We start from the raw sequence: 21,912 nt of genomic DNA, 5'->3' as shown, positions 1-21,912 counted from the left end.
CGGAAAGAAAGGTTAAATCCGTTGTGCTTCCTCCTCCGGTAAGGTTAAATGAAGGGGAAGTTTGAATGATTGATTTATGAGGTACAGATGCGTGGAATGTGGCAACGAATGGGAGGATAGGGGCTGGCTCTCCACCTGTTCCAGGTGTGGGCAGAAGGTTACGGGTGTTTCCTCCTTCTTCCGTGGACCCGAACATCCGGAAAAGCTCATCCAGGTGCTCCTCTCCCTGCAGAGGGAGAAGGGATGGCTCTCTCCGGAGACCCTCAAGGAGGTGAGCAGGAAGTTGGGGGTTCCCCTCTCGAGGATCTATCAGGTAGCCACCTTTTACAAGGCCTTTTCCCTGGTTCCCAGGGGGAGGCATTTGCTGAGGGTGTGTATGGGAACGGCCTGTCAGATCAGGGGTTCTCCGGCCATCCTCGAGAGGCTCCGTCAGCTACTGGGAGTGGAACCGGGGCAGGTCACGGCGGATGGAAAGTTTACCTTGGAGACCGTGAATTGCTTGGGGTGTTGCGCGATGGGTCCGGTGATGATGGTGGACGACCAGTATTTTGGACGTTTGAAGCTTCCCCAACTGGAGAAAATCTTGGGGAGCTATGGGTGAGGGAATGAGGGAGCGCCTGAGGGGTCCCGAGGAATTGGAAAGGTGGAGGGAAAGACTGAGGAGGGAAAGGGATCCCTCCGCGCTGCTCTTCACGGTAAACGTGAGGTCGGCCTGTGGCCTGGCGGCTGGAAGCGAGGAAGTGGCCAAGAGGCTGGAGGAAGAGGTGGAGGGAAGGGGACTGGCAGGAAGGATCGTCAGAACGGGATGTAACGGTTTCTGTGAGAAGGAGCCCGTGGTCACGGTTTATCCGGACGAGACCTTTTACGTGGGGGTAAGGAGCGAGGACGTTCCCGAGCTGGTGGAGGGTGTGGAAAAGGGGAAGGTGGTAGACCGCCTCCTCTATCAGGATCCCGTCACGGGACAGAGGATCAGGAAGGCCTCCGACCTCCCCTTCTACCGCCACCAGCAAAAGCTCCTCCTCTCCCTCAACGGTAGGATCGATCCCACCAGGATAGAGGATTACATAGCCGAGGGGGGATACAGGGCCCTGGCCAAGGCCCTCTTCGAGCTCACCCCCGAACAGGTCCTGGAGGAAGTCAAGCGCTCCGGCCTGAGGGGGAGGGGGGGAGGGGGCTTCCCCACGGGGAGGAAGTGGGAGACCACCAGGAAGGCCCCGGGGGAGCCCAAGTACGTGATCGTGAACTGCGATGAGGGGGATCCCGGAGCCTTCATGGACCGCTCCCTCATGGAGGGGAATCCCCACTCCGTCCTGGAGGGATTGATCATAGGGGCCTATGCCATAGGCTCCCATCAGGGCTTCATCTACGTGAGGGAGGAATATCCCCTGGCCGTGGAGAACATAGGTATAGCCATAGAGCAGGCCAGGGAGTGCGGCCTGCTGGGTGAGGACATCCTGGGTTCGGGTTTCGACTTCGAGGTGGAAGTCCACCGTGGAGCCGGGGCCTTCGTCTCCGGGGAATCGAGTGCCCTCATGACGGCCATAGAGGGGAGGGTGGGCGAACCCAGGCCCAAGTACATCCACACGGCCGTGAAGGGGATCCACGACAAGCCCTCCTGCCTGAACAACGTGGAGACCTGGGCCAACGTCCCCCTCATCATCCTCAACGGGGCGGAATGGTTCAGGAAGATAGGGACGGAGGGTTCTCCTGGCACCAAGATCTTCAGCCTCGTGGGGAAGGTCAACAACACGGGATTGGTGGAGGTACCCATGGGCATAACCCTGAGGAAGATCATCTTCGAGATAGGGGGAGGGATAAAGGGAGGGAAGAGGTTCAAGGCCGTCCAGACGGGTGGCCCCTCCGGGGGGGTTATACCGGAGCAGTATTTGGATACCCCCGTGGACTTCGATGAGCTCACGAAGCTGGGTTCCATGATGGGCTCGGGTGGGATGATCGTCATGGACGAGGATACCTGCATGGTGGATGTGGCCAGGTTCTTCATCCACTTCCTCCTGGAGGAATCCTGTGGGAAGTGCATTCCGTGCAGGGAGGGACTGAGGGTGCTGGACAGGATCCTCACGGACCTCTGCTTGGGTAAGGGGAAGGAGGAGGATCTGAAGACCATAGAAGAGATATGCGAAGCCATGGCCGAAGCCTCCCTCTGTGCCTTGGGCACCACGGCCGTGAATCCCGTCCTCACGACCATGAGGTACTTCGGGGAGGAGTACGAGGCCCATCTGAAGGGAAGATGTCCTGCGAAGGTTTGTAAAGCTTTGACGGCTTACTTCATAAACCCCGACAAGTGCCAGGGATGCTTGGTATGTTTCAAGAACTGCCCCACTGGGGCTATTCAGGGCGAGAGGGAGATGGTGCACGTGATCGAGCAGGAGAAATGTATCAAGTGTGGAATATGTTATGCCGTTTGTCCTTTCGGAGCGGTAGAGAAGCTTTCTCCACCGGTGGCTCCCCCAGCCACTTACGGAATAAAGGCGAAGAAGGAGGTGAGAAAGTGAAGGAGGTCACACTGGAAATCGATGGGAAGGTTGTGAGGGCGAAGGAAGGAATGACGATACTCCAAGCTGCGAAGGAGGCGGGAATAGAAATTCCTACCCTATGTTATCACGAGGAGATGGAACCCTATGGAGTCTGTAGGATTTGCGTGGTGGAAATAGAAAGGGGAGGGAGATCCAGGACCGTAGCTTCTTGTTGTTATCCCGTGGAGGAAGGTCTGAAGGTAAGGACTAGGACCCCTAAGATCGAGAGGGTGAGAAAGACCATCTTGGAGCTGGCAGCCATCACCGCGGGAGAGGATGTGGGTGGAGAAGTGAGGGCTTTGGCCTTCCAGTACGGAGCGAACCTCTCACGCTTCGTTTCCTTGGGATTGGTGGAGCCCAGTAAGTGTATCCTCTGCGGCCTCTGCGTGAGGCGCTGTATCGAAGCCCAATGGGATAATGCTATAGACTTCGTGGGCAGGGGAGTGGGGAGAAGGGTAGCGTTGATGCCTGGGAAGGAAGAGGCCTGTAAGACATGTTCCTATTGCTACAGGGTTTGTCCCACCGGCAGAATCACTTCCTTTGGACCCAATCCGCCTTTCTCTCCCCCCTAGTCATTTCAGCTCCGACAGTAAGAAAGTCATGATTTTGTTCAGCCAGAAACGCATTAGATCAAGCAGGGGTCCGTTGGTCTTCCACATGTAGATTCCGTATGTCCTAGGTTCCTTTCCGGGGGAGAGGGAAACGATTTTGGGAAAATCCCCTAGCTTCCGGCTTTCTGAGAGTTCTTTAAGTTCCTCAGTCAGTTCGTTGAAAGATTGTAGGAGCTCTTCCACCGAACGTTTTCCTTCTTCTGCACTTTCCATTCCTATGTAGAGTTCCATGGCTTTCAGGAGGAGTCGATACCTCGCGTAAAACCTTGGGTCTTTCAATTCTCCTCTTACCTTGTCCAGATTTTCCAAGGCCCATCCCCAGAACTTGTACCTAAGAAAACCTTCCTTCTCCTCTAGTTCTTTTTTTGTTTCAGTTATTCTCCTCAACTCGTACATTAGCTCCTTTCTCTCTTCCTCGGCTAATTCGTTTATTCCCAGGGAGGTAATGCGTACTTTTTTGTTTTCTCCTTCGATAAAGCCTCTCAAACGTAATTCCCTTAGCTCTTCCTCAAGCTTGGACTCCTCCAGACGCAGGCACGCGGCCAGCTGTTCGAAGTCTAGGTAGCGGGGATGGGTATTCCTTAAGGTTTTTAGAATTTCTTTCTTGGGAGCTTCCAGCGACATCTTTCTTCTCTCGTGAGAAGGGGAAAAAGTTTTCTTATACCTGTATTTACTTGGAAAACCTTTTTTCCCAAAGAAGAGAAAAAAATCGCTTGATTTATATAGGAAGACCCAACAGAGTTTTGCCGATGTTTAAAATCCTCTCGAAAGAGTTCATCTGTCCCACCGTGGCGAAATTTGAAATCGAGGCACCTCTTATCGCCAGAAAGGCCAGACCGGGGCAGTTCGTGATCATAAGGATAGATGAAAAGGGGGAGCGCATTCCCCTCACCCTCAACGACTGGTCGCAGGAAAAGGGGACCATTACTTTGGTGGCGCTCGAAGCAGGTGCTACTACGAAGAGGTTGCTTTCCCTCAGAAATGGAGATTACCTCATGGATGTGGTGGGTCCTTTGGGAAAACCGGCGGAGATAAAGAAGTATGGGACGGTAGCGTGCGTGGGTGGAGGAGTAGGCATAGCCTGTGTATATCCGGAGGTTAGGGCCTTCAAAGAGGCAGGTAATTACGTGATCTCCATCATTGGTGCTAGGACGAGGGAACTTCTGATCTTCGAGGAGGAAATACGGAAGTTCAGTGACGAGCTTTACGTTACTACCGATGACGGTTCTTACGGACAGAAGGGGTTTGTGAGTGATGCTCTGCGCAAGTTGATAGAGGGGGGGAAGAAGCTGGATTTGGTTTTGGCGGTTGGTCCCGTACCCATGATGAAGGCCGTGGCGGAGGTGACCAGACCCCATGGAATAAAGACGGTGGCCAGTCTCAACCCCATCATGGTGGATGGTACTGGGATGTGTGGATGCTGCAGGGTGGAGGTAGGGGGAAAGACCAAGTTCGCTTGTGTGGACGGCCCCGAGTTCGATGCCCATCAGGTGGACTTCGATCTCCTAGCGGCTAGGAACCGCAGGTACCTTGAGGAGGAAAGGAGGGCACTGGAAGAGTTGAGGAGGAGATCATGAGCAGCAAGATCGTTCCCAAGAAATACCCCATGCCCGAACAGGATCCGAAGGAGAGGATAAGGAACTTCAGAGAAGTTCCACTCGGGCAAGATCCTGAAACGGTGAAGCTGGAAGCTGCCAGATGCTTGCAGTGCAAGCCACCCAAGGGAAAAAAGGTTCCTCCCTGTGTAGAAGGATGTCCGGTGGAAATAAACATCCCCGGTTTTCTTTCCCTCACCAAGGAAGGGAGGTTCGAGGAAGCCATTGCCCTCATCAAGGAAAAAAACGCCCTTCCAGCCATCTGTGGGAGGGTTTGTCCTTACGAAAATCAGTGCGAGGGAGCATGCACTCTGGGGAAAAAGTATGAGCCGGTGGGAATAGGGAGGGTGGAAAGGTTCCTAGCGGACTGGGAGAGGGCTAGAGGTTTCAAGATACCGCCCAAACCCCTTCCCACTGGTAAGAAGGTGGCCGTGGTCGGTTCTGGACCCGCCGGATTGACGGCGGCAGCAGAACTTGCGAAAAAAGGTCATGCCGTTACCATTTTCGAGGCCCTCCATGCCCCCGGCGGTGTGTTGATGTACGGAATCCCCGAGTTCAGGTTGCCCAAGGAAATAGTATTCGCGGAGGTGGAGTATGTGAAGAGCCTTGGGGTGGAAATAAAGCTGGATGTGGTGGTGGGAAAGACCATCACTTTGGAGGAGCTCAGGCAGGAATACGATGCGGTGTTCATCGGTACGGGCGCGGGCCTTCCCAATTTCATGAGAATCCCGGGGGAGAATCTCAACGGAATCTATTCTGCCAACGAGTTCCTCACCCGCACCAACCTCATGAAGGCCTATCTCTTCCCAGAGTATGATACCCCCATCAAGGTGGGGAAAAGGGTAGCTACCATAGGAGGGGGAAACGTGGCCATGGATTGCGCCAGGACCGCCCTCAGGTTGGGAGCGGAGGAATCTTACATCGTTTATCGTAGGTCCAGAGCCGAAATGCCTGCCAGAAAGGAGGAGATACAAAGGGCGGAGGAGGAAGGGGTGAAGTTCCTGCTCCTTACCCTACCCAAGAGGTACATAGGAGACGAGAAGGGATGGGTGAAAGAAATGGAGTGCGTGAGGATGCAGTTGGGAGAGCCAGACGAGTCGGGAAGGAGGAGACCCGTGGAAATCCCCGGATCGGAGTTCAGGCTTCAGGTGGATACGGTGGTGGTGGCTATAGGACAGAGTCCCAATCCCCTAATACCCACCACTACCCCAGACCTGAAAACAAGCAAATGGGGAACCATTCTCGTGGATGAAGAGGGAAGGACTTCACTCGAGGGAGTTTGGGCGGGAGGAGACATCACCACGGGTGAGGCCACGGTGATCTTGGCGATGGGGGCTGGGAAGAGGGCGGCGGCTTCCATCCACGAGTACCTGAGTGGGAAACCCTGGCCCTCTGACTGGAAACCGGTCAACGCCTGAGGACATCTTTTTAAATCCGCAAAAGAGAGCAAAAAAGGTGAAAGTTTGGGGCAGATCCTAGCGAGTAAGTTGCGCGGTATGACCGTCGTGACGGATAGGGGGCTTCACCTGGGTAAACTCTCTGACTTGATCATGGATGAAAACACGGGTGCCATCCTCTCCATAGTGGTGAAACCAGCGGAGAAAGGACTCCTCGATAATCTCCCCAAGGATGATAGGGGTCTCCCAATGATTTCCTACAGTTCCGTGATAGCGATCAAGGAACTCATCGTGGTGAACGAAAGGGTTCTGGCCATCCACCACATGAAGGTCGCCCAAACTGGAGTACCTGTGGAAGCCACTCCCACCCCATCCACTGCTCCTACCCCTTCAGGGACGAGCCCGACGGGAACTTCGGGAAAGACCTAGATCACCATCCCACAAAAAGGCGGGAGGCCAGCTCGGGCGGGAGCCCTGCCTTCCTTATTCCCTCCGCTGCTTCTTCCACGTCGTATTCCACCCTCCTAAATTCCGCCTCCACCTCACCCTTTTCTACCTCCAGCACCAAGTAGCTGGCCCTTGGATCCCTATCCCTTGGCTGCCCCACCCCTCCCGGATTCAGTACCAGCTTTCCTTGGATGAACCTTTTCATGGGAATGTGGGTATGTCCGAGCAGGATCACCTCCGCCTCAATCTTCCCCACCAGTTCCAGAAGGGAATGTTGTGGAAGATCGGGGAAAACGTATTCGAAAAGGGGATCGCGGGGTGAACCATGTACCATGTAGATCCTCACCCCCTCCCTGGTGATCCTCAGTTCTTCCGGAAGGGAGCGGAGGTACTTCCTGTTGGGTTCCGTGAGTCTTTCCTTGGTCCAAAGGGCAGCCTTCCTAGCCGAGGGATTGAACCACTCGACTTCCCCCGTAACTGCCGCATAATCGTGGTTTCCCATCACCGCGGGGATCCCCTTGATGCGGAAGAGATCAACCACCTCATTGGGTTGGGAGGCATAACCCACCAAGTCTCCAGCACAGAGGAGTTCGTCCACCCTCCCCAAATCCTCCAGCACGGCTTTTAGGGCCGGTAGGTTGGAGTGGATATCGGAGATTACCCCTATCCTCACTCCCCCACCCCCTTGCACATGTAAGGCCCTTGTCTGCTATACCCCAACTTCCTGTAATACTCCCTCACCCCTATTCCCGAGAGCACGGCAATCTTTTCCTTTCCTCTTTCCTCCGCCAAGTGTTCGGCCTCTTCCAACAGTGACTTTCCCAGTCCCCGATGCTGCCAAGCCCCTTCGGTTGGGGCTTCTCCCACAGGCACCAGAGGACCGTACACATGTAGTTCCCTCACCACGGCTGCTCCTTCCAGCTCCGGACGGTGGGCCTTGGAGGAGGGAAGCCTTAGCCTCAAAAGGGCCAAGAGCACGTCCTTTTCAGGAGCCTCCCAAGAGAGGAAGATCTCCTCCCCCCCGGAGGCCCTGTAGCTTCTCCTCACCAGTTCCAGTTCCTCCAGGCTCAATTCCCCCTTGAAACGTCCAACTTCCCTACAACGAATGCAACGGCAGCGGAGGCCGGAGGAGGCCATCCTCCACTGAACCAGTGCCCTTAGATCACCCCTCTCTGGACCAGCGGAGACCAAATCGAGGGGAATATCCCTTTGGATGCGCTGGATCCTTATCCAGGGTGGGACGAGGAGCTTGATCTTCATGAGGAGCTCCACCAGCGTTTCCAGGGGATAGGGTTGGTACTCTCCCTTCCTCCATCTCTCATAGAGTCCCGTTCCGGGTAGGACGAGAGTGGGGTAGAGCTTGATGGCATCCGGTTTGAAACCTTCTTCTTCGAAGATCCTCCTGCACATCTCCAAATCCTTCTCGGGATCCGATCCGGGAAGGCCCAGCATGAGATGGTATACAAGGGAGAGCCCGGCATCCCTTGCTATCCTCGTCGCTTCCTCCACTTCCCTCTTTCCATGTCCCCTCCTCACCTCCTTCAAAATCCCTTCGTCGATCGTTTGGACTCCCAACTCTACCCTCGTTATTCCCAACTCCAACATCAGGTCCACATGTTCTTCCAGACACCAGTCTGGTCTCGTTTCCATCCCTATGTCGCTCACCCTTATCTCCGCCACCTCTGCCCTGCCCTGGGCTTCTTCCAAGGTGGAGGAACGGGTTCCGGTGAGGGCATCGAGACATTCCTTTACAAACCACCTCAGGTATTCCCGTGGATAGGAGGTGAGGGTCCCTCCGAAGAGGAGGAGTTCCACCTTGTCCACTCTGTGCCCTATTTCCTTCAGCTGTTTCACCCTGCTCTTCACCTGCGAGTAGGGGTCGTACCCGTGCTGGAGGGCCCTGGCCGAAGCGGGCTCCTTTCCGGTATAGGATTGGGGAACCCCATTTTCCGGCCCACCCGGACAGTAAGTGCACCTGCCATGCGGACAGGGCCTGGGCTCCACCATCGCGGTTATCACGCACACCCCACTCAGGCTACGCACGGGTTTTTTCACCGCTTGCATCTTTCCACCTCTTCCCCGGAAAATAAATCGTGGGGAGAAAAAAGGGAGTGATGAGGGTTAGGGAAGTCTGCGAGAAGTGGGGGATTCCGGGTGTGGCGGAGGTGCTGGAAAGGGAAGGCATTCTCTCCCTCTACCCCCCACAGGAAGAGGCGATAAGGAAGGGGGTGATGGAAGGAAAGAACCTAGTTTTAGCCGTACCCACGGCGGGAGGGAAGACTCTGGTGGCAGAACTCTGTATGCTTCGCTCGATCCTGGTGGAGAGGGGAAAGGCCCTTTACATCGTCCCCCTGAGGGCACTGGCCAGCGAAAAGTACGAGGAATTCAGGGAAAGGTATAGTCCTCTAGGGGTGAAGGTTGGAATAAGCACCGGAGACTTCGACACCGCGGACCTTAGGCTGGCGAAATACGACCTCTTGGTGGCTACCTCGGAGAAAGTAGATTCCCTCCTCAGGCACAGGGCGAAGTGGTTGGCGGATGTGGTTTCGGTGGTGGTACTAGACGAGGTCCACCTCATCAACGATCCCGGAAGGGGGCCTACTTTGGAAGTCCTCACCGCGAGGCTCAGACAGGTAAACCCCAAGGTACAGGTGCTGGCCCTGAGTGCCACTGTGAGGAACGCGGAGGAGCTGGCGGAATGGTTGGGGGCCGAGCTGGTGAGGAGCGACTGGAGGCCCGTTCCCCTCAAGAGGGGAGTCTTCTGGGATGGGAAGATCATCTTCGAGGATGGAGAGAAGAGGAAAATAGGAGAGGGGGAGGCCCTTTCCATTCTCACGTTGGATACCCTCAGGGAAGGAGGGCAAGTCCTCATCTTCGTGAACACGAGGAAGTCTGCTCAGACCGTCGCCTCTTCCCTTTCGGAAAAGGTGGTCATGTTGTTGGGAGAAGAGGAAAGGGAAAAGTTGAGACAAGTGGCCAAGAGGGTGGAGGGGGCGCTGGGTGAACCCACCAGAACCTGCAAACTCCTAGCGGAGTGCGTGAGGAGGGGCGTAGCCTTCCACCATGCCGGCCTCCATGCCGACCAAAGGAAAGAAGTGGAAGATGCCTTCAGGGGGAACCTCCTGAAGGTCGTTTGTGCCACTCCCACTTTGGCGGCTGGAATGAACCTTCCCGCAAGGAGGGTGGTGGTGAGGGATTATCGGAGATACTCGGAAGACTTCGGTTCCACCCTCATTCCCGTGCTCGAGATCCAGCAGATGATGGGGAGGGCGGGAAGGCCGAAGTACGACAGGTATGGGGAGGCAGTCCTAATTGCGAAGAGCGAGGGGGAGGTGGAGGTACTGATGGAAGAATATGTGAAAGGGGAACCGGAGAGGTTGGTTTCGAAGCTGGGAACGGAGCCTGCTCTGAGGACACACGTTCTGGCCTGTGTGGCCTCGGGATATGCTTCCACGGTGGGGGATGTTTTGGGTTTCATGAAGGGAACGTTCTTCTCCTATCAGTTCGAGGTGAAGACCATGAAGGGAGTGGTGGAGAGGGTGCTGGACTTTTTGGAGGAGGAGGGAATGGTGAGGAAGGAAGGGGAAAGACTCTTGGCAACCCCCTTTGGAGAACTGGTCTCCCGCCTTTACATCGATCCCCTTTCCGGAGTTTTGATGAGGGAAGGGCTGGAGGGGATCTCGGAAGGAGAGCCCACCACCTTGGGTCTTTTACATTTGATCTGCAGGACACCCGACATGGAGAAGCTCTATCTCGGAAGGGGGGAAGAAATGGAGTTCGAGAACTTGGTGGAGGAGAGGTGGAAGGAATTCCTGGTCCCCATTCCCGAGGATCCGGAAGACTTCGAGTTCTTCCTGGCGGAGGTGAAGACCGCTAGGATGCTGGAGAGCTGGGTGGAGGAAGTACACGAAGAGAGGATTCACGAGGAATTCGGAGTGGGGGCGGGAGATATCCGGAGGATGGTGGAGACGGCCTCTTGGCTCCTTCACGCAGCCCACGAACTCGCCCGGCTCCTGAAGGTGAAAAAGGCCCTGAGGCCCCTGAGGAAGCTGGAAGAGAGGGTGAAGTATGGGGTGAAGGAGGAATTGCTGGAGCTTATACAGCTTTCAGGAATAGGGAGGGTAAGGGCCAGGAACCTCTGGAAGGCAGGTTATAAGAGGTTGGAGGACATAAAGAGGGCGACGGTGGAGCAGCTCGCTTCCGTCCCCACGATAGGACTGGAAACGGCGAAGAGCATCAAACGCCAGGTGGAGGGGAGGGAATGGAGTGGGATTTGATCGTGGTTGGAGGAGGTCCGGCTGGTCTCACGGCTGGAATCTATGGGGTTAGGGGGGGCCTGAGGACCCTTGTGCTCGAGGGGAAGGTGGTGGGCGGGAGGATGACGGAGGCACCCCTCATAGAAAACTATCCTGGGGTTCAGCCCATGCAGGGATGGGAGCTGGCTTCCAAAATGGCGGAGCACTGCAAGAGAGTGGGTGCGGAGGTGAGAGAGGGTGAAGAGGTAAAGGAGCTCCTCGTGGGGGAGGAAAAGGGTGTGGTAACGGGAAAGGGGGAATACAGGGCCGGTGCCATAGTGCTCGCCACGGGGGTAAGACATAGAAAGCTTGGGGTACCGGGAGAGGAAGAGTTTTTGGGGAGGGGGGTCAGTTATTGCCCAGTTTGTGATGGTCCCCTCTTCAAAGGAAAGAGAGTGGTGGTGGTGGGTGGAGGAAACTCGGCAGTCTCCACTGCCCTTTACCTGAGCAACTTGGCTTCGGAAGTGGTACTCATACACCGCAGGGACAAGCTTAGGGCGGACCCCTTGTTGGTGGAGAGACTGGGGGGGAAGGTCAGGATCCTTTGGAATAGGGTGGTGGAGGGAATAGAGGGGGAGAGGAGGGTGGCTAAAGTAAGGCTCAAGGAAGTGGGGACGGAAAGAGAAGAGGAAGTGGAGACGGATGGGGTTTTCGTGATGGTGGGAGAGGAACCAAACAGCGAGCTGGCGAAGAAGGCGGGGATAAAGACGGACGAGGCTGGATATATTGTGGTGGACAGGAGGCAACGCACGAGCTTAGAAGGAATCTACGCAGCGGGTGATGTGACGGATTTTCCCGTGAAACAAGTGGTTTCAGCCGTGGCTCAGGGAATGGTGGCCGCCCTTGAGGCTAGGTCCTTCCTCAGGGCCTGAGTAATCCTTCTCATCCTTCAAAGATCAAGGAGGTTGGCTGGTTCGTCTCTCCTTACTGGGGATGGTGGAATAGTTTTGGGAGATTTTATCCCCCCATTTAAGCGAACTTGCTGGGCCCTAAGGTTTTTGGGTATGGGAAGACAAAAAAGATTGGCGGGGGTAGCCAAGCCAGGTCAAAGGCGCCAGATTCAGGGTCTGGTCCCGAAGGGGTTCGGGGGTTCAAATCCCCTCCCCCGCACCATTTTTCTCCGACCAGCTTTCCCGGTCCTTCGGATCTCAATATGGGGGATGAGTATTGCCAACGAAAACCTGAATTTCATCATCTCATACCGCAGGCAATAGCCCACAATCGAAACCCTCCATACGCAACTGCTATTTTGCGATACTCAGAACCAGAAAAAAAGCTGATTTATTTCTTGTTCGAGGCTCGCTCGAGGAGTCGATTTAAGGATTCCACAGGCAGAAAAATTGATAATGGAGGGACTTTTAGGAGCTACATATAAGGGGATGTGTCCCAATTGCGGCGGTGATATCAAAGATTCGGAACTGGTGAACCGAGGTGTCTGTTACCGCTGCTTTTCTCCCAACGGACGTGGTTTGGCGAGGCCTGGAAAGTATGCCGAGGTACTGCGAGTGGAAGAGGAGGTGGAGGAGTTCTGCAAGTTCTTCGCCATGTTGATGGACTCCAAACCTTGGGCCCTCCAGGAGGTCTGGGCCAGGAGGGTCTTGCTCAAAAGGAGCTTTTCGCTCGTGGCCCCCACTGGGATAGGCAAAACTCACTTTGGTTTGGTGATGGCACTCTACCTCGCCCAGAAAGGCAAAAGGAGTTACATCGTAGTCCCGACCAGTCTTTTGGTCAAACATTTGCTTGACAGAGCAGAGGAATTGTTGAAAAGGGCGGGGAAAGCGGCCGTGGTACTAGGATATTATTCTGGGATGCCAGAAAGTGAAGGGGTATTGGAGAAGATAAGAGAGGGTGAGTTCTCCGTTCTCATCACCACAGACAGGTTCCTCTACACCAAGTTTGACCTGCTCCACTCCCTGAATTTTGATTTCATTTTCGTTGACGATGTGGATTCCTTTCTGAAGTCCCCAAAGAACATAGACAAAGTGGCCTTTTTACTTGGTTTCAGTTCGGAGGAGGTGGAGAAGGCACTCTCGGACGAGCCGGTGGAGGGGAGGAGGGAAAGGGTACTGGTGGTTTCCGGTGCCACCTTGAAGGGGAAGAGGACCAAAAGATTAAGGGTCTTCAGAAAACTCTTGGGTTTCGAGCCAGGTTTCACGCTAGAGTTCGTCAGGAACATAGCCAATTTCGCGCTCAGACCGAAACGGAAGGTGGAGGAAGAAGTGGCGGACTTGGTTAAGAAGTATGGTCCAGGTTGCCTTGTCTTCGTTCCCCAGGCCAAGGGTCTGGAGTATGCGGAGAAGATAGCGGAAACCCTGGAAAAAGAGGGGATGAGCGTTTTCCTCTACGAGAGGATGTCACCCGGGATGCTGGAAAAGTTCCGCAAGGGGGAATATGCCGTTCTCGTGGGCATCGCGAGCAGCAGGAGTCCACTTGCGAGGGGTCTGGATTTGCCCGAAACGGTTAGGTATGTGGTCTTCGCCGGGGTGCCGAGGAGGGAAATGAAGGTGGAGGTGAAGGAATGTAATCCCCAGAAACTCTTAGTCGCCCTCAAGGCCCTTTCTCCTTTGCTTGGGGAGAGGATGGGAAAGAGGATGGCTTCCGTTCTTTCTTCCCTCTCCAAGGTAATTCCCGTGAGAGGTGAACTCATCCAGAAGCTGAGGGAGGCGGATGAGGGTAAAACACAGCTGGAAGGTTTTGCAGCCCATCTCAGGAAGGTGGTTTTGGAGGCGAGGGAAATTCTGGAGGAAGCGATGGGAGATGAAGAGCTCAGGAAAGAGGTGGGGAGGCTGGACGTGGAGATGAGGATGGAGGGAGGGGAGTGGGTTTTCATCTCACCGGACACGGACGGCTACCTGCAGGCCTCTGGAAGGGCCTCCAGGTTCTATGCGATGGGGATAAGCAGGGGGGTTTCCATCGTCGTCGTGGACGACGAAAAAGCCTTCTCCGGGCTGAGCAGGAGACTGCGTCTGCTCGCTGATGAGGAATTCGAGGAATATGTTCCGGAGAAAGTGAAAGAAGAATTCGAAAAAGTGGACAGGGACAGGGAAACGATAAGGAGGATCAGGAGGGGAGAGGTAAAGCCGGAAGTGCTGGATCTCCTGCGCTCCTCCCTATTGGTGGTGGAATCTCCCACGAAGGCCAGAACGATAGCTTACCTCTTCGGGAACCCTGCTCAGAGGACCCTCGACGGTTTTACCTTCTACGAAGTGGCAAGCGGGCAACATGTTCTCACCGTTGTGGCATCCGCTGGGCATCTCTTCGATCTCACCACCCTTGAGGGTTTCCACGGGGTTAGGAAGGAAGACGGGAATTATTTACCCGTTTACACGGACATCAGGAGGTGTGCTGACTGTGGAGAACAGTTCACCGATCATGAGACCTGTCCTTTCTGTGGATCGGCAAACCTCAGAACGAAGAAGGAAACCGTAGAACTCCTCCAGAAGCTTTCCTTGGAAGTAAACGAAGTGTTCATAGCCACGGACCCAGATGCTGAGGGGGAAAAAATAGGATACGATCTCTACGTCGTCCTTTCCCCCTACTGCAGGAACATCAGGAGGCTGGAGTTCCATGAGGTCACGAGAAAGGCCCTGAGGAAGGCCCTGGAAGAGCCGGGAGGGCTAAGGCCTTCCTATGTTCAAGCCCAAGTCGTGAGGAGGATAGAAGACAGGTGGGTTGGATTCGAGTTGAGCAGAAAGCTCTGGGAGGTCTTTGGGAAAAGGAACCTTTCGGCCGGAAGGGTTCAGACACCTGTTTTGGGGTGGGTGTTGAGGCAGACGGAAGAACTGAAGAGGAAAATACCCGTGGCCACGGTGAGATTGGAGAACGGTCTGGTTCTCAGGATCCAAAATCCGGAGGGACCTCCTCCCCAGGAGGCAGAGGTAACGGACCTCTCCACAAGGGAAGAAAAGGTCCTCCCCCCTCCTCCCTACACGACCGATGCCATGCTGAGGGAAGCTTCCCAGAGGCTGGGCTTCTCGGCGAGTCATACGATGGAGCTTGCTCAGACCCTTTTCGAGTGTGGCCTGATCACCTACCATCGGACGGATTCCACGAGGGTTTCGATCGTGGGGATGGAGCTCGCCCGTAAGTTTGTCGAAGAGAATTATCCCGGTCTTTCCAAGCCCAGGGAATACTCGAAGGAAGGGGCCCATGAGTGCATAAGACCCACCAAACTCTTGAGTCTCCAGCAATTACGCTTTTACCTCTCCGCCGGGATCGTGAGGATACCCCAAAAACTCGGGCCGGATCATTTCAGATTATACGATCTCATCTTCAGAAGGTTCATCGCCAGCCAGATGAAGGAAGCCAGGATCTTGGTTCAGGAATTCAAGGTGAAGGTGTGGGGAAAGGAAGTGAGGGAGAGGAGGGTGGTAGGAATCATCGAGGAGGGTTTCTTGAAGGTCCATCAGACCCTGAGGGTGGAAGGTAGGGTGGAAGAGGGAAGCTTCAGGGTGATGGAGACGAAGGTGAGGTATGAATCCTCGGTGAGACCTTACAGCCAAGGAGATCTCATAGCCCTGATGAAGGAGAAGGGGATAGGGAGACCAAGCACCTACTCGAAGATCATCGAAACCCTGTTCAAAAGAGGATATGTCTTTGAGAAAGGAGGGAAGCTCTTCGTTACCCCTCTCGGAAGGATGGTTTACAGATACCTGGAAGAGAGGTTTGGGAGGCTCGTTTCGGAGGGACTGACGAGGGACCTGGAAGAAACCATCGATGCCATCGAGAACGGAAAGATCCACTTCCAAGACGTTCTGAAGGGGATGGAGGAAGAGGTGAGGAGGGAGATCTCCAGTTCCGGGAATCCAGTTCCCTAAAAGGTGACCAGAGAAGTTCTTTATTCCTCCTTTCCCACCCCAAGGGGATGGAAAAGAACCCACTGGCGATTCTCCTCGGAGCCCTCCTGGGATTGTTCCTCGCTTTTTTGGTTTTCCACTTCTTTTCCTCCTTTCTCCCTTCCCTCCTCTACAGACCTCCCCCACCTCCACCCACCGTCAGGATAGAGAACGGCTATTATGTGGTTCACTACGAATGGAGATACCCCAGAGGGTGGGGGGGAAAGACCTGGATTTATGATACTAGGATAAAGGTGGAGGCCTATAAGTGGTTCAGGAGTAGGCCCAGGGTCAGAGATTACAGTGAGTACGTGGATAATCCCGCGGACGACCAGTGGATTTCACATCTGGCGGGTCTTCTCGAGAACGCGGTTAAGGGATGGGGAGATTTCGAAAAACTGGATTTCGTGCTTTCCTTCGTGCAGGGATGGCCCTATACTTCGGACGATGTCACCACTGGATACGATGAATATCCTAGGTATCCCATCGAGACCATCGTGGATGGTGGGGGAGATTGCGAAGATACCTCCATCCTCTTCGCTTCCCTAGTGAAAGCCCTCGGATATGAAGTGGTGCTTCTTCTCCTCGAGGAAGACAGGCACATGGCGGTGGGTGTGGCCATTTCCAGGGAGATGGTGGAGAGGTGGAATCGATATTATCCCCTCACTTACTACGAATACAATGGAAAGATCTACGCTTATTGCGAGACGACAGAGGGTTGGGAGTTGGGACGCAAACCTCCACAGTTGAGCGCTAAAGCTAAGATCATTCCCGTTTAGTCCTCAAACCTTTTTTACTCAGGGCAGAACGTAGAATCTTCGGGTAGAGAAGTCATAACAGGCCCAATTGTCGGCATAGGTTCCGAAGAGGGCATAGAGTCTTTTGTCGGTCAGATTGTAGAGAGTTCTGCTTCCACCGATGGGCTGGCTTGGATCCGCTCCATAGTATCCCCAGTGCCAAAGATAGTTTACCAGTTCCCTTCCCAGGGCGTCGTCTATTCTTCCGTAAGCTTCGGTCAGGCGTCTCACGAGTTCCTCGTATCTGGAGAGGGAATCGCGAACGGGATAACTTCCTGTTTTAAGAACCATTTCTGGAATGATGTAATGGTTGGCGAGTGCAACCACGTCTTCGTACTCCTCTATCTGTTTGGGAAGGAGAGGGAACTTGGAGGGATAGATGTAGTCGTTGTATCTCACCTCACAAAAATCGGCAGAGGTTTCTATTACCGCCCCAAATCTCCTTCTTCCCTTTCCATCCCCTATTATGTAAAGCCACGGTGTACCCCTCACGGCCTTCTTTATGGTCCAGACGGCTTCCTCCAACGTTCTGGAATATTGGACCACCTTCCTCGCCAAGAGAAGACAGCCCATTCCCACAACGGCTGGATGGGTGTTCATGGCTGGTACCATGTCCATTCCTATGGCAAGGCCCTCTTCGTTCATTGCCGAGGTCACACCCACAAATCCTGGAGCTGTTACGCTGACGAACCTCTTCCCCTTGCTGGGAACGTGTTCAATGAGTAAAGCTTCTTCGCTAAAGACCTTAGCTGTGAACATGAAGTTTCTTCCCATTCTTGCCTTGCCATCGGCGGTGGCTCTGTTCTTCACGACGAATCCGTCGCAGGAGAGGGGGGAGATCCCTACTTTCTCAAGGGGAAGTAGGGGGGTGATGATAGGATAAGCTATACTCAACAAGATGTCGAACCCTAGATTGAGGAGGAGAACATCCTCGTAGGACAAGTTTTCCCAGTTCTCGAGGTAAAGGTTGCCGTAGTCGTTTGCGCCATCCACGATTCCCTTCATTTCTTCCCTGAATTCCTTTGGGACAAACTTCTCGTTCGCATGGCACATAGCTATTATCAAGGGTTTTAGGAGGTCCGTCAACTCCCTCGGTATACCATAACTTTCAACCACTGCATAGATGAATTCTTTGGTCATCCTCTGGACACCTTTAGCCAGCAGGTAGCCATGTTGATACCCCATCTCGTAGGGCGAACCCTCAACCCTTAGGAGATATTTTCCTCCCACATTCTCCAGCCTTCCGCCTTTTAAAGGGGTCAAAGGAGAGAGATCTTCACAGGCACTCACAGGTGGCTGGAACCAGGCGAGAACTACCAGAAGGGAGAGGAGGAGGGTGAAGCCCTTCATTCCTTTTGTTTTTTTCCTCCCGGAATTTTAAATTTTAAAGGTGAATAGTTTTTCCCCTTTCAGGGCAAATTACCTCCGCACGGGTCTTGAGAAATTTTTTGAAGAGCATGGGACGCTCGCAATGCACTATTATGACCTTTTTCGGGGAAAGCCTTTCCACCATCTCCGCCAGTTCCAAGGAACTTGCATGCCCTGAGGCATGGACATGGAACATGGGCATGCCCAGGAGCTCCAGCCAGTTTTCCAGCTTCTCGAACTCTATTTCCCCCTCTTCGTTCAAGGGCTCGCTTTCGGAATAGATGAAGACGGATCCTGGATTGGGCTTGATACTCAGGAGTTCAAGCATGTCATAGTAGGTGGCGAAAAGTAGTACTTTTTCCTGATTCTGTGAAACCCAAGAACTATTCACTGTTTCGTAGAGGCTTTTCAGTTTCTGTTCCCACTTACTATTCTCCTTTTCCTTGCCGTAGATCTTCACCCTGGGGTCCCCCAGCTTGAAGGGAAAGTCCACGGGCCCCTTCTCTATTTCTTGCCTGATGTATTCGAGGAGGACAGCCTGCCTTGTGGAAAGCACCAGTATCCTTCCGTGTTTATCGGCCACCTCGAAAAAGGTCCTGAGGCGGTCGATATCCATGCTCGCGAAGCTCGTTGCCACCAGTCCCTTCGTTTTCGTCACGATTTTTTCCACCTTCTCCCTCACCTCCCCTTCGCTGAAGGGCCTGGATTCCAGTACGTTGGTCCCCTCCATGATCAGCACGTCACATCCCTCCGCCTCCTTCAAGAAATCCTCTGAAAAATTCTTGGGTCCGTGAAACCTGAGATCCCCCGTGTAAGATATCTTCCCTTCCGGTCCTTCGAGAACGAATCCATAGGAGGCCAGGATGGAATGGTCCACGTGGACGGGCCTCACCGTGAACTCCCCCACCTTCACCTCTCTCCCCGTTCTGAAGTTCATGAGGTTTGGACGGTACTGAGCAAAGCACTTATAGAAGGGGACTGAGCCACGGTCCTCGAACTTCGCCAGTCTTTCCTCCTCCTTTCTTCTTCCGATGATCTCCCTAGCGAAGATGACGCTCCAAGTCCCCTCTCCAGCCCAGAGAGGAATTTCCTGCTTGGTGTATCTTGCGTAGTCCATGTGGTCCAGATGGGCATGGGAAAGCAGGATACCCGCGATCTCCGGCTCTTCTTCCTGCCAGGGATAGAGACCTGGAAGGTTGGGAAGGAGACCCAGTTCGTAGAGTTGCTGAGGCTTTCTAGGGATGAGATAGGGATCCTCAAAGTACCTGCTTTCCCTGGCAAAATTTTTCCCGAAGTCCAAAAAGATCTTACTCTCCCTCCCCTCCAGCAGGATCTGGTTGCCTCCTATCTCTCCCGCCCCTCCAAAGACGGTTACCTTCACAACACTCTTTTGAAATAGGGTGTTGGACCAAAAAAATTGAAGCGCAAAAGTTTTTACTCTACCCCAGAGGGGGAATTTCCTACCCCCCTCATCACCCTCTTGGTTTCCAAGATGGTGACGAATGCCTTAGGATCCACCTCGTCTATGGAACGCAAGAGCTTGGGAAGTTCCCTCCGTGGTGTGACGATTTGGTAAATAGTTCTGGGTCCCTTCCTTCCTTGGGCCTTTATGGAGGTGAGGGGGAAACCACTTGAGAGGAGCCTCTCCCTCAGCTCGTTTTCCCTTTCCACCGAAATAACTTGGACGGTGGCGTATCCCCTGGCCATCCTCTCCTCCACCTCCATGCCGAGGAAAGTTCCGACGGACCATCCGAGGAGGAAAGCCGTGGCTTTTACCGCGGCCGTGGGACCAAAGGGTCCAGAAAGAAGGTCCTTCATCACCACGCAAAAAGCCACGAACCAGACCGTGGTTTCCGCCAGGCTCAGAAGGCTAGCCTCCGTCCTATTTCCCCTCACCATCAGGATCTCCTTGATGGTGAAAAGGATGCTCTGAAGCAGGCGGGCCAAGAAGATGGCCATCGTCCCTAGGACCGTCCAGACCACGTTCATTTGCTATTCTTTTTTTTCCGAACTTCTTAAACGAATGGGAACATCCTTTAAGGTGGTTTCTTATTTCTTATGTGCGAGCACCGGATAAGATCGTCCTGCTTTCCATGGCCCTTACCGGAGGGTTGGGACTGGTGGAGGTGGGGCTTTGGTCGGTTTTCGGCCTGCTCGTTTTCTTGGCGGCGGGTTTGGATGCCCTTTTTGATACTTTCACCTCCCTTTGTGTATGGGTGGGTCTGAGGGTCTCTAGACGTCCTGCAGACCGTAACCATCAGTATGGTCACGGACAGGCGGAGATGCTGGTTTCTCTCCTCCTCTCCTGCGTCCTCATTCTTGCAGCTGTGAGGATCATCCTGTTGTCCTTCCAAGGGAGCGAGCCCGCAGAGCCTCCCGTGTGGTTGCTTTTGGTAGCGGGGGTTACTATACCCCTTTTTTCGATCTTGGGAATCACCAAGCTCAGAATCGGGAGGGAGTGGGATAATCCCTCCGTGGTAGCGGATGGTTATCACACCCTTTCCGATGCCTTGGCTTCCATCTTGGTCCTTACTACCATAGTCTTCGTGAGGATGGGGAGGAGGTGGGTGGATGCCCTTTCTTCCTTCTTCATTTCCCTTCTCCTGATGTATTGGGGAATCTGCGTGGGGAGGGAAGCGGTGGGGTCCCTCATGGGTGAGGCCCCTAAAGATTTCACCTCAGAGGTCAGAAAGGCTTGTCTGGGTGTGAGGGGGGTGAGGAGCTATCACCGGTGCAGGGCTAGGAAGGTGGGCTCCAAGATCTACGCAGACCTCCACTTGCAAGTGGATCCTTCCCTCAGTGTGGAAAAGGCACATGAAGTGGCCAGTGAGGTGGAGAGGAGGCTCAAGCGCAGGATGCCTGGGCTCTCATCCGTGGTAGTACATGTGGAACCCTCGAAGAGGTGGAAAAAGGATGTTCAGTAGGATGGAAAGGAAATTTTTAGAAGAGAATGAGGTGGGTAGGCTGGCAACGGTGGGTAGGGACGGCCTTCCCCATGTGGTCCCGGTTTGCTACCTCTTTAGGGGAGGATTCTTCTACGTGGCTACGGATTATGGAACAAAGAAGTACAGGAATGTGAAGGAAAACCCCAAGGTAGCTTTGGTGGTGGATACCTACAAGCCCCACAAAGCTGTGATGGTGCAGGGGAGAATGGAGGTGTTGGAGAGGGGAAAGGAGTTCAGGAAGATCAGGGAGGAATTCTATCGGAAATTCGAGTGGGCTAGAAAGGATCCCTGGGAGGAGGGAGAAGCGCCCATCCTCAAGCTCATTCCGGAGAAGAAGGTGAGCTGGGGATTGGGCTAGACCTTTACTTCCTTCCCACAAAAAGGACAAAAGCGCGCTCCTTCCACTTCCAACTTAGAACCGCAGAAAGGACAATACTTCATCCCCTTGATTGCTCCGGGTCTCTTTTCTACCGTTTTGGCTATCCTCTTCAAATAAGGTGCCTCGGCATATTCTTCTTGGTACTTGAAGATGAGATCCTTGATCTCGAAGGGGTTCTTGATTCCATACAGGCAAGTTGAGGGGGAGGTGGAGGGGGCAATTTCCCCGACCATGGGTCCCGTGACCACGATGGGTCCCGTTCTTCCGCCCCATCCTCCCCCCATTTGCCATCCCCTCATCTCGGTTCCCAGTCCCGACTTGGTGATGGGAATCACATTTCCGAAACCGAACAGGCGTCCAATGATCCCCTGATCTACCATTACGTCGGAAAGATCATCATACTGGATTTGTCTGGAGGAGATGGTGATGAACCTGCGGTAAAGGAGGATCCTCTTGGTAGTGAGGTAATAGGTGAAGGCACCACTGTAGAAGAAGGAGGCTAGGAGGCCAAGGATTCCCACGGCCGTTAGAAAGAACCCCACGGGAAGGAAGAAGCGGAAGAAAACCAGGCCCAGACCCACTAGGACCCCCATTCCCAGGAAGAGCCAAAGGAAAGCCATGCGCTCTGGTTTGAGGACCCTCAGAACCTCCTCGTCGGGAAGGGGGGAAAAGACCTTGGGTAAAGCCTTTTCTTGCACAATTCCCTTTA

General features: G+C 54.1%; 19 protein-coding genes and 1 tRNA gene. 13 read left to right on the top strand and 7 right to left on the bottom strand.

Translation table 11 applies throughout. The annotated features are described in order from the left end of the window. The first annotated feature begins 76 nt into the window (after window positions 1-76). The 3 genes from nuoE to QXG22_01320 are packed head-to-tail and all read left to right on the top strand — an operon-like array spanning window position 77 to window position 3,106. A complete protein-coding gene (gene nuoE / locus QXG22_01330; protein MEM0358642.1) occupies window positions 77-601 on the top strand; it encodes an NADH-quinone oxidoreductase subunit NuoE in 525 nt (174 codons plus the stop codon). Beyond that, window positions 594-2,513, top strand: coding sequence for an NADH-ubiquinone oxidoreductase-F iron-sulfur binding region domain-containing protein (locus tag QXG22_01325; protein MEM0358641.1), 1,920 nt, complete (start codon window positions 594-596; stop codon window positions 2,511-2,513). The genes nuoE and QXG22_01325 overlap by 8 nt, the downstream gene beginning before the upstream one ends. After that, on the top strand, window positions 2,510-3,106 hold the full coding sequence (locus tag QXG22_01320; protein ID MEM0358640.1) for a 2Fe-2S iron-sulfur cluster-binding protein: 597 nt from the start codon (window positions 2,510-2,512) through the stop codon (window positions 3,104-3,106). Before QXG22_01325 ends, QXG22_01320 begins: the two co-directional genes overlap by 4 nt. On the opposite strand, the gene QXG22_01315 is transcribed toward QXG22_01320, so the two are convergent. Beyond that, complete coding sequence (locus QXG22_01315) at window positions 3,107-3,769, bottom strand: hypothetical protein (GenBank protein MEM0358639.1); 663 nt, start codon at window positions 3,767-3,769, stop codon at window positions 3,107-3,109. It lies immediately after the preceding gene. Between the two features lie 125 nt (window positions 3,770-3,894). Between QXG22_01315 and QXG22_01310 the strand changes: the two genes are divergently transcribed. Genes QXG22_01310 through QXG22_01300 form a run of 3 tightly spaced genes read left to right on the top strand, consistent with a single transcriptional unit; the run spans window position 3,895 to window position 6,566 of the window. Then, on the top strand, window positions 3,895-4,722 hold the full coding sequence (locus QXG22_01310) for a sulfide/dihydroorotate dehydrogenase-like FAD/NAD-binding protein (GenBank protein MEM0358638.1): 828 nt from the start codon (window positions 3,895-3,897) through the stop codon (window positions 4,720-4,722). Beyond that, a complete protein-coding gene (gene gltA, locus QXG22_01305) occupies window positions 4,719-6,158 on the top strand; it encodes an NADPH-dependent glutamate synthase (protein ID MEM0358637.1) in 1,440 nt (479 codons plus the stop codon). Before QXG22_01310 ends, gltA begins: the two co-directional genes overlap by 4 nt. A 45-nt stretch (window positions 6,159-6,203) precedes the next feature. Further along, entirely contained in the window at window positions 6,204-6,566 is a 363-nt protein-coding gene (locus tag QXG22_01300) for a PRC-barrel domain-containing protein (protein ID MEM0358636.1), read from the top strand. Window position 6,567: 1 nt separating this feature from the next. Here the strand turns inward: QXG22_01300 and QXG22_01295 are convergent, their stop codons facing one another. Both QXG22_01295 and QXG22_01290 read right to left on the bottom strand, forming a co-directional pair. Further along, a complete protein-coding gene (locus QXG22_01295; protein ID MEM0358635.1) occupies window positions 6,568-7,257 on the bottom strand; it encodes a metallophosphoesterase family protein in 690 nt (229 codons plus the stop codon). Continuing rightward, entirely contained in the window at window positions 7,254-8,648 is a 1,395-nt protein-coding gene (locus QXG22_01290) for a tRNA uridine(34) 5-carboxymethylaminomethyl modification radical SAM/GNAT enzyme Elp3 (GenBank protein ID MEM0358634.1), read from the bottom strand. Before QXG22_01290 ends, QXG22_01295 begins: the two co-directional genes overlap by 4 nt. Window positions 8,649-8,698: 50 nt before the next feature. On the opposite strand from QXG22_01290, the gene QXG22_01285 reads away from it, so the two are divergent. From QXG22_01285 to QXG22_01265, 5 genes are all read left to right on the top strand, one after another. Next, a complete protein-coding gene (locus QXG22_01285; protein ID MEM0358633.1) occupies window positions 8,699-10,861 on the top strand; it encodes an ATP-dependent DNA helicase in 2,163 nt (720 codons plus the stop codon). Continuing rightward, window positions 10,846-11,751 (top strand): thioredoxin-disulfide reductase, encoded by a 906-nt coding sequence (gene trxB / locus QXG22_01280; protein MEM0358632.1) that lies wholly within the window; start codon window positions 10,846-10,848, stop codon window positions 11,749-11,751. The genes QXG22_01285 and trxB overlap by 16 nt, the downstream gene beginning before the upstream one ends. Before the next feature lie 153 nt (window positions 11,752-11,904). Next, window positions 11,905-11,992 (top strand) — tRNA-Leu (locus QXG22_01275). A gap of 233 nt (window positions 11,993-12,225) precedes the next feature. Further along, window positions 12,226-15,696, top strand: a complete 3,471-nt coding sequence (rgy, locus tag QXG22_01270; GenBank protein MEM0358631.1) for a reverse gyrase — start codon at window positions 12,226-12,228, stop codon at window positions 15,694-15,696. 47 nt (window positions 15,697-15,743) lie between these two features. Then, window positions 15,744-16,493, top strand: coding sequence for a hypothetical protein (locus QXG22_01265; GenBank protein ID MEM0358630.1), 750 nt, complete (start codon window positions 15,744-15,746; stop codon window positions 16,491-16,493). An 18-nt stretch (window positions 16,494-16,511) separates the two neighbouring features. On the opposite strand, the gene QXG22_01260 is transcribed toward QXG22_01265, so the two are convergent. The 3 genes from QXG22_01260 to QXG22_01250 are packed head-to-tail and all read right to left on the bottom strand — an operon-like array spanning window position 16,512 to window position 19,868. Further along, on the bottom strand, window positions 16,512-17,861 hold the full coding sequence (locus QXG22_01260; GenBank protein ID MEM0358629.1) for a C45 family peptidase: 1,350 nt from the start codon (window positions 17,859-17,861) through the stop codon (window positions 16,512-16,514). A 34-nt stretch (window positions 17,862-17,895) separates the two neighbouring features. Then, window positions 17,896-19,260 (bottom strand): MBL fold metallo-hydrolase, encoded by a 1,365-nt coding sequence (locus QXG22_01255; protein MEM0358628.1) that lies wholly within the window; start codon window positions 19,258-19,260, stop codon window positions 17,896-17,898. A gap of 53 nt (window positions 19,261-19,313) precedes the next feature. Continuing rightward, window positions 19,314-19,868 carry a DUF2179 domain-containing protein gene (locus QXG22_01250; GenBank protein MEM0358627.1) on the bottom strand — a complete coding sequence of 185 codons (555 nt, stop codon included), beginning with the start codon at window positions 19,866-19,868 and terminating at the stop codon, window positions 19,314-19,316. A gap of 71 nt (window positions 19,869-19,939) precedes the next feature. Here QXG22_01250 and QXG22_01245 point away from each other — a divergent pair, with 71 nt between their 5' ends. Both QXG22_01245 and QXG22_01240 read left to right on the top strand, forming a co-directional pair. Continuing rightward, entirely contained in the window at window positions 19,940-20,803 is an 864-nt protein-coding gene (locus QXG22_01245; protein ID MEM0358626.1) for a cation diffusion facilitator family transporter, read from the top strand. Continuing rightward, on the top strand, window positions 20,793-21,182 hold the full coding sequence (locus tag QXG22_01240; GenBank protein MEM0358625.1) for a pyridoxamine 5'-phosphate oxidase family protein: 390 nt from the start codon (window positions 20,793-20,795) through the stop codon (window positions 21,180-21,182). The genes QXG22_01245 and QXG22_01240 overlap by 11 nt, the downstream gene beginning before the upstream one ends. Here QXG22_01240 and QXG22_01235 read toward each other — a convergent pair. After that, window positions 21,179-21,901, bottom strand: a complete 723-nt coding sequence (locus QXG22_01235; protein ID MEM0358624.1) for a PH domain-containing protein — start codon at window positions 21,899-21,901, stop codon at window positions 21,179-21,181. The genes QXG22_01240 and QXG22_01235 overlap by 4 nt on opposite strands. Window positions 21,902-21,912 lie beyond the last annotated feature (11 nt).

This window comes from Candidatus Hadarchaeales archaeon, from assembly GCA_038736355.1.
GTDB lineage: Archaea > Hadarchaeota > Hadarchaeia > Hadarchaeales > WYZ-LMO6 > WYZ-LMO6.
This window is presented reverse-complemented; position numbering and strand designations above follow the sequence as displayed.